The organism is Candidatus Thiopontia autotrophica, from assembly GCF_982804495.1.
Genome location: NZ_CEYDPX010000009.1, coordinates 47,985 through 53,767, shown reverse-complemented (window position 1 = coordinate 53,767; position 5,783 = coordinate 47,985). Strand labels below are relative to the sequence as shown.

The 5,783-nt window shown below is 50.6% G+C and carries 6 protein-coding genes; 3 read left to right on the top strand and 3 right to left on the bottom strand.

Annotated elements, in window-relative coordinates; translation table 11 throughout:
• Positions 1 to 129 precede the first annotated feature (129 nt).
• Entirely contained in the window at positions 130 to 882 is a 753-nt protein-coding gene (locus tag AC3ZFK_RS04405; RefSeq protein ID WP_487506678.1) for a hypothetical protein, read from the bottom strand.
• 117 nt (positions 883 to 999) lie between these two features.
• On the opposite strand from AC3ZFK_RS04405, the gene AC3ZFK_RS04400 reads away from it, so the two are divergent.
• Positions 1,000 to 1,395 (top strand): SET domain-containing protein, encoded by a 396-nt coding sequence (locus AC3ZFK_RS04400; protein ID WP_487506677.1) that lies wholly within the window; start codon positions 1,000 to 1,002, stop codon positions 1,393 to 1,395.
• Position 1,396: 1 nt separating this feature from the next.
• Here AC3ZFK_RS04400 and AC3ZFK_RS04395 read toward each other — a convergent pair whose 3' ends face one another.
• Both AC3ZFK_RS04395 and nfo read right to left on the bottom strand, forming a co-directional pair.
• On the bottom strand, positions 1,397 to 2,641 hold the full coding sequence (locus AC3ZFK_RS04395) for a Glu/Leu/Phe/Val family dehydrogenase (protein WP_487506676.1): 1,245 nt from the start codon (positions 2,639 to 2,641) through the stop codon (positions 1,397 to 1,399).
• 37 nt (positions 2,642 to 2,678) lie between these two features.
• Complete coding sequence (nfo, locus tag AC3ZFK_RS04390; RefSeq protein ID WP_487506675.1) at positions 2,679 to 3,527, bottom strand: deoxyribonuclease IV; 849 nt, start codon at positions 3,525 to 3,527, stop codon at positions 2,679 to 2,681.
• A gap of 115 nt (positions 3,528 to 3,642) precedes the next feature.
• Here nfo and queA point away from each other — a divergent pair, with 115 nt between their 5' ends.
• Both queA and tgt read left to right on the top strand, forming a co-directional pair.
• Positions 3,643 to 4,674 carry a tRNA preQ1(34) S-adenosylmethionine ribosyltransferase-isomerase QueA gene (gene queA, locus AC3ZFK_RS04385; RefSeq protein WP_487506673.1) on the top strand — a complete coding sequence of 344 codons (1,032 nt, stop codon included), beginning with the start codon at positions 3,643 to 3,645 and terminating at the stop codon, positions 4,672 to 4,674.
• Complete coding sequence (tgt, locus tag AC3ZFK_RS04380) at positions 4,671 to 5,780, top strand: tRNA guanosine(34) transglycosylase Tgt (RefSeq protein ID WP_487506672.1); 1,110 nt, start codon at positions 4,671 to 4,673, stop codon at positions 5,778 to 5,780. The genes queA and tgt overlap by 4 nt, the downstream gene beginning before the upstream one ends.
• Positions 5,781 to 5,783 lie beyond the last annotated feature (3 nt).

Here is a 5,783-nt window from a genome sequence, read left to right as displayed (position 1 = left end):
AGCGAAAACGGCCAGCCAGAACACACCCCTTCATCCCCGGATCACACTGCTCATCCTGGACTTTTTGACAGTTCCCGTCGGCCTCGTGCGGACAGCCCCAGACTCCCATAATCGTCTACTGCCAACCGCCTACTTCTCGTTGGGGAAGTACTTGCGGTAGCGGGAGGGGCGCTTGCGATCACGCATCTTGAAGTTTTCAGGCAATAGCCAGCTCTGGTCTCCAACCTGCTCTCCGATCTCGAATGGGCTTGGCATGGAGATGTTTGGAAGTTCCCAACCACCTGGCATTCTTGGGGCATCGGCAAGAAAATCCTCTGCCTCATGGAAGGCCTCATCTGGTGGATCAGAGAACTTGTCGGAGTCACCCCATGGTGCACCTGGCTCCCATGGTTTGTGGTGCCATGGGTTTCCTGTGCCTGGTACTGGCCAGAAACGCATTGGGCTCATATCAAGGCTCTTGTCATTTCCCCATGGTGGCTCCATGGTTGGTGGGTTGAAAGAGGGGCTAAAGCCTGGGGAGTTGTACTGGTTAGGACCATAATTTGGTGCTCTGTAACCCATTGGTGGGCCGTAAGGATTCATTCCTGGTCCACCGTAAGGTGCCATTCCCTGTGGAGGCATACCGTACTGTGGAGGCATACCGTATGGCATGGGTCCGGGGCCATAAGGAGAGATCCCTTGTGGAGGCATCATGCCGTAGGGTGGCATTCCGCCATAAGGCATTGGGGGACGGTTTTGTGGTCGGCTCTGGCGAGGCGAGGCCTGCTGTTGTGTTGGAGCAGCTTTGTCCGCGCCGCCCTCTGCAGCAGAGGCAGTGGTTACTGCGCTTCCGGCAATCAATGCGGCGATTACCGTGCTCATAACAAGATTTAATTTTTTCATGAAAACCCCTGAGGTCTTGTAGTTGTAATTAGGTTCACTGTAACATCTCTCATTGTATCACAGGGATAGTTAAAAATCAATTCAATTGAGCAATTGAATGCTGTTTTGGAGGGTGAAATGTCGCGTCGGTCTGTTATTTATGAAGAGAGCCATTTTGAGGTTGCTCCATCTACAATTCCTGGTTGTGGTCAGGGGCTGTTTGCTGGCGTGACTCTGTACAAGAACGATACTATTGGCCCATATCTGGGTGAGATTATCACTGATGCACAGTCTGAGACGGAGCCATATATTGACTCTCACTACCTGCTCTGGGTTTGCCGTGACTGCCTGATTGTGGGGGATGGCTATACGCGCTATGTAAACCATTCAGAAAAGCCTAACGCCCACTTTGTGGTCTCTACCCGCTGGAAAAAAGCGCGCATTGAGGCATTGAAGAGAATTCGCCCCGGGGAGGAGATCTTTATCGATTATGGCAGGGATTTTTGGGAGGCATCAGAGGTTGAGTGTAGATAATTTAACTAATTCGTCCCCGCAGGGTGACTGCATCGGCAACTCTTTTGATTGCAATCATAAATGCAGCGGTTCGGTAGGATAGCTCCTCTCTTGAGTGGGCCAGAGCTGCAACCTCATAGAATCCATTCACCAGTTTTGTCTCAAGTTTTTTGTTCACCAGCTCCTCGTCCCAGTAGTGTTGTTGCAGGTTTTGCACCCACTCGTAGTAGGACGCGACAACCCCACCGCTGTTGGCGAGAATATCCGGGATTACCGGTATGTTTTTGTGCCTGAGGATATCATCAGCTGGGGGGGTAGTAGGACCATTTGCAGCCTCCACCACTACCTTGCACCGCAGTTCATTGGCATTCATCTTGTGGATTACTCCACCAAGGGCAGCAGGAATCAGGAAGTCGCATGGAAGACGGAGAATAGCCTCGTTATCTATAGACTCTGTATCGTCAAAACCATGGATTGAACCACTCTCTTTTTTGTGTTCAAGGAGCGCACCAATATCCAGACCGTTATTGTTTACGATCCCTCCGTTGCGGTCACTGACAGCTATTATCTTGCATCCAAATTTGTGTAGATGGTGTGCAGCCCAGGTCCCGACATTGCCGAACCCCTGGATGACAACAGTAGCACCGTTCAGCTCTATCCCTCTGTGTTGTGCAACCTCGCGCAGAATGATAGATGTGCCATAGCCGGTGGCGGCCTCTCGTCCCAGGGAACCTCCCAGACTGATTGGTTTGCCGGTCACAATTCCCGGGGTGTAACCATGGGTCTCGCTATATTCATCCATAAACCAGGCCATGATCTGGGCGTTGGTATTGACGTCAGGGGCAGGTATGTCGGTATGAACACCGATGATGGGCTTGATTGCCCGCACAAATGTTCTGGTTAGCTGTTCAAGTTCACGTGTACTAAGCTCTTCCGGATCAACCTGGATGCCACCTTTGCCACCGCCAAAAGGGATATCTATAAGTGCGGTCTTGAATGTCATCAATGCCGAGAGGGCACGAACCTCATCCTTGTCGACACAGGGGTGAAAACGCAATCCACCCTTGAAGGGGCCACGAGCATTGTTATGTTGTATGCGGTATCCGCGCAGTACGGTAAGGGATTTGTCGTCTCTAACCAACGGTAGATCGACACTGAGTTCACGGTCGGGATATTTGAGGAGAGTGGCGAGGTCTTTATCAAGCTTGAGTTCACTGCTGGCCCGATCGAACTGATCACAATAGGCCTTGAAATTATTAATCTCCATTAGGTTACCCTCCGCCCCAAATATTGAATATACAAAATTATGTTTGGTTGATCATACCGTAAAGAAGCTCAATCTCCTCTCTCCAGATATCACTATTTATTGTCTCCAGCACCATTGGAATCTCGTCAATTCTCTCGTCATTCATAATTGATCGGAACCCCTCCAGGCCGATAGTGCCTTGGCCGATGCTATGGTGGCGATCAACCCTGCTCTCAAACTCTGATTTGCAGTCATTTATGTGCATGCCACGCAGATAGTTGAAGCCGACAATTTCGTCAAAGGCTCCCATGGTCTCACTGTAGGCATCAGCGGTGCGCAGGTCATAACCGGCCGCAAAGCTGTGACAGGTATCGATGCAGACACCAATCCTCTCCTTATCCTCAACTTTGTCGATAATGTGTGCCAGGTGTTCAAAGCGGTACCCCATATTGGAGCCCTGTCCGGCGGTGTTTTCGATTACAGCTGTTACCCCTGTGGTATTTTCAAGTGCGTGGTTAATTGATTCAGCAATAAGGTCCAGGCACTGCTCCTCATCTATTTTGCGAAGATGGCTACCGGGATGAAAATTTAACAGGGTAAGGCCAAGTTGGTGGCAGCGCTCCAGCTCGTCGATAAATGCATTTAGCGATTTCCTGCGTGCATCCTCCTCGGGGTGGCCAAGGTTGATCAGGTAGCTATCGTGTGGAAGCACCTGGTTGGCGCTATAGCCATATTTTTCCATCGCAGCCTGAAAGCCATCAATCTGCTCGGTGGTAAGTGGTTTTGCGTTCCACTGTCTCTGGTTTTTGGTGAAGAGGGCAAATGCCTTCGCCCCAATATTGTGGGCGTTTTCAGGCGCATTTTGTACACCCCCTGCGGTACTAACGTGTGCACCAATCCATTTCATAGTTTAGTAGTTTCGTTGTGGTTCTGTCTGGAGGTTATTTTGCCACGGTTTGGGGTGGCGGTGAAGTGGGGTATTTACTACAGGATGCGCTCAAGCTGTAGTATCCTAGCGCGCCATGCGCAAGAGTGACTTTCAATTTGATCTTCCTGATGAGCTGATTGCACAGACTCCTCCTGCAAACAGGGGTGAGAGTCGTCTCTTGGTTGTTGATCAGGATGACGGGGTTATTGATAGTGAATTCAATAAGATATTATCGTTACTTAAGGCAGATGATCTGCTTGTTTTTAATGATACCAGAGTGATTCCAGCCCGCCTTTTTGGTAAAAAAGAGAGTGGTGGCAAGGTGGAGTTGCTGGTGGAGCGGATACTGGATGAGCACTGTCTGCTTGCCCATCTGCGTTCCAGTAAATCTCCAAAACCTGGCGGACGTCTGTTGTTGGAGGAGAAGATAGAGGCTGAGGTTGTCGGTCGTAGTGGAGAGCTGTTTGAGGTGCGATTTTTTGGTTCAAGAAGTGTTGTTGAGCTGCTTGAGGAGGTGGGAAGAATACCGCTGCCACCATATATTGAGCGGGAGGCTGATGAGGATGATCGAGAGCGTTATCAGACTGTATATGCCCGCCATCATGGGGCGGTGGCGGCACCAACAGCAGGCCTGCACTTTACAGAGGATATGCTTCAACAGGTGTCGGATATGGGGGTGAAGAGTGGGTTTGTAACTCTTCACGTGGGGGCAGGAACTTTTCAGCCGGTGCGGGCAGAACATATAGAAGACCACGTTATGCATAGTGAGTGGTTTGAGGTGAGTGAGGAGCTCTGTGATCAGGTGCGCTCTACCAGGGCTGCCGGTGGTCGGGTGATCGCTGTAGGAACCACCGCAGTGCGTAGTCTGGAGAGTGCATCCAGGGATGGAGAGATAGCACCATTTTCCGGAGAGACGGATATTTTTATTACTCCGGGATATAGGTTCAAAACAGTAGATGCTTTACTGACAAATTTTCATCTGTCCGAATCAACATTGATGATGCTGGTTACGGCATTCGGAGGCTACAGGCAGGTTATGGATGCATACAGACATGCGGTTGATGAGAGATACCGTTTCTTCAGTTATGGGGATGCAATGTTTTTGACAGGAAGGGCAGAGCAGTGAGGTTTAAAAAAACTCATCAGGATGGGTTGGCCAGAAGAGGACAGTTATCTTTTGAGCGTGGCAATGTAGAGACCCCGGCATTTATGCCGGTAGGGACGTACGGTACGGTCAAATCAATGACTCCGGAAGAGCTGAAGGGTATGGGTGCCGAGATTGTTCTCGGTAATACCTTCCATCTGATGTTGCGCCCAGGTACCGAGGTGATCAAGGCACATGGTGATCTGCACGACTTTATGCATTGGGATCTTCCAATCCTGACCGATTCGGGTGGGTTTCAGGTCTTTAGTCTTGGTGATATGCGCAAGATATCCGAGAAAGGGGTTGATTTTCGCTCCCCAATAGATGGTAGCAAGGTGTTTCTTGGTCCAGAGGAGGCGATAGCAGTTCAGCATGCGCTAGGGTCCGATATTGTCATGGTGTTTGACGAGTGCACCCCATATCCGGCAGATGAGAAGACGGCACGGATCTCGATGGAGCTCTCCAGCCGCTGGTCAGTCCGTTGCAAGGATGCACACGGGGATTCCAATAGCGCACTGTTTGGTATTGTGCAGGGGGGGATGTATACGGAGTTGAGGTCGGAGTCACTGGCTGGACTGGTAGAGACCGGGTTTGATGGCTATGCAATTGGCGGTCTCTCGGTAGGCGAGCCCAAGGAGAATATGATCCGTATATTGGACCATCTCTCAACCGAGATGCCAGAGGATCACCCCCGTTACCTAATGGGTGTAGGAAAGCCGGAGGATATTGTAGAGGCGGTATTGCGTGGGGTGGATATGTTCGATTGTGTGATGCCGACCAGAAATGCACGCAATGGTCACCTCTTTACCCGCAGAGGGGATGTACGCATTCGTAACGCCAGCCACAAGATGGATCCTCGTCCGCTGGATTCAGAGTGTGGATGCGAAACTTGTAGAAATTACAGTCGAGCCTATCTGCACCATCTGCAGCGTACCAATGAGATTTTGGGGGCACGGTTGAATACCATCCACAACCTCTACTACTACCAGGAGCTGATGAGTGGATTGCGGGGTGCAATCGAGATGGGAACGGTAGATGATTTTGTGAGAGATTTTTATCAGGGACGCTCGGGAGAGCGCTCGAAATAGGGG

What these genes read in the sequence shown, in the direction of transcription:
- AC3ZFK_RS04400 (WP_487506677.1), top strand. Translation starts at nt 1,000, where the DNA reads ATGTCGCGTCGGTCTGTTATTTATGAAGAGAGCCATTTTGAGGTTGCT.
- AC3ZFK_RS04395 (WP_487506676.1), bottom strand. Translation starts at nt 2,641, where the DNA reads ATGGAGATTAATAATTTCAAGGCCTATTGTGATCAGTTCGATCGGGCC.
- AC3ZFK_RS04405 (WP_487506678.1), bottom strand. Translation starts at nt 882, where the DNA reads ATGAAAAAATTAAATCTTGTTATGAGCACGGTAATCGCCGCATTGATT.
- queA (WP_487506673.1), top strand. Translation starts at nt 3,643, where the DNA reads ATGCGCAAGAGTGACTTTCAATTTGATCTTCCTGATGAGCTGATTGCA.
- nfo (WP_487506675.1), bottom strand. Translation starts at nt 3,527, where the DNA reads ATGAAATGGATTGGTGCACACGTTAGTACCGCAGGGGGTGTACAAAAT.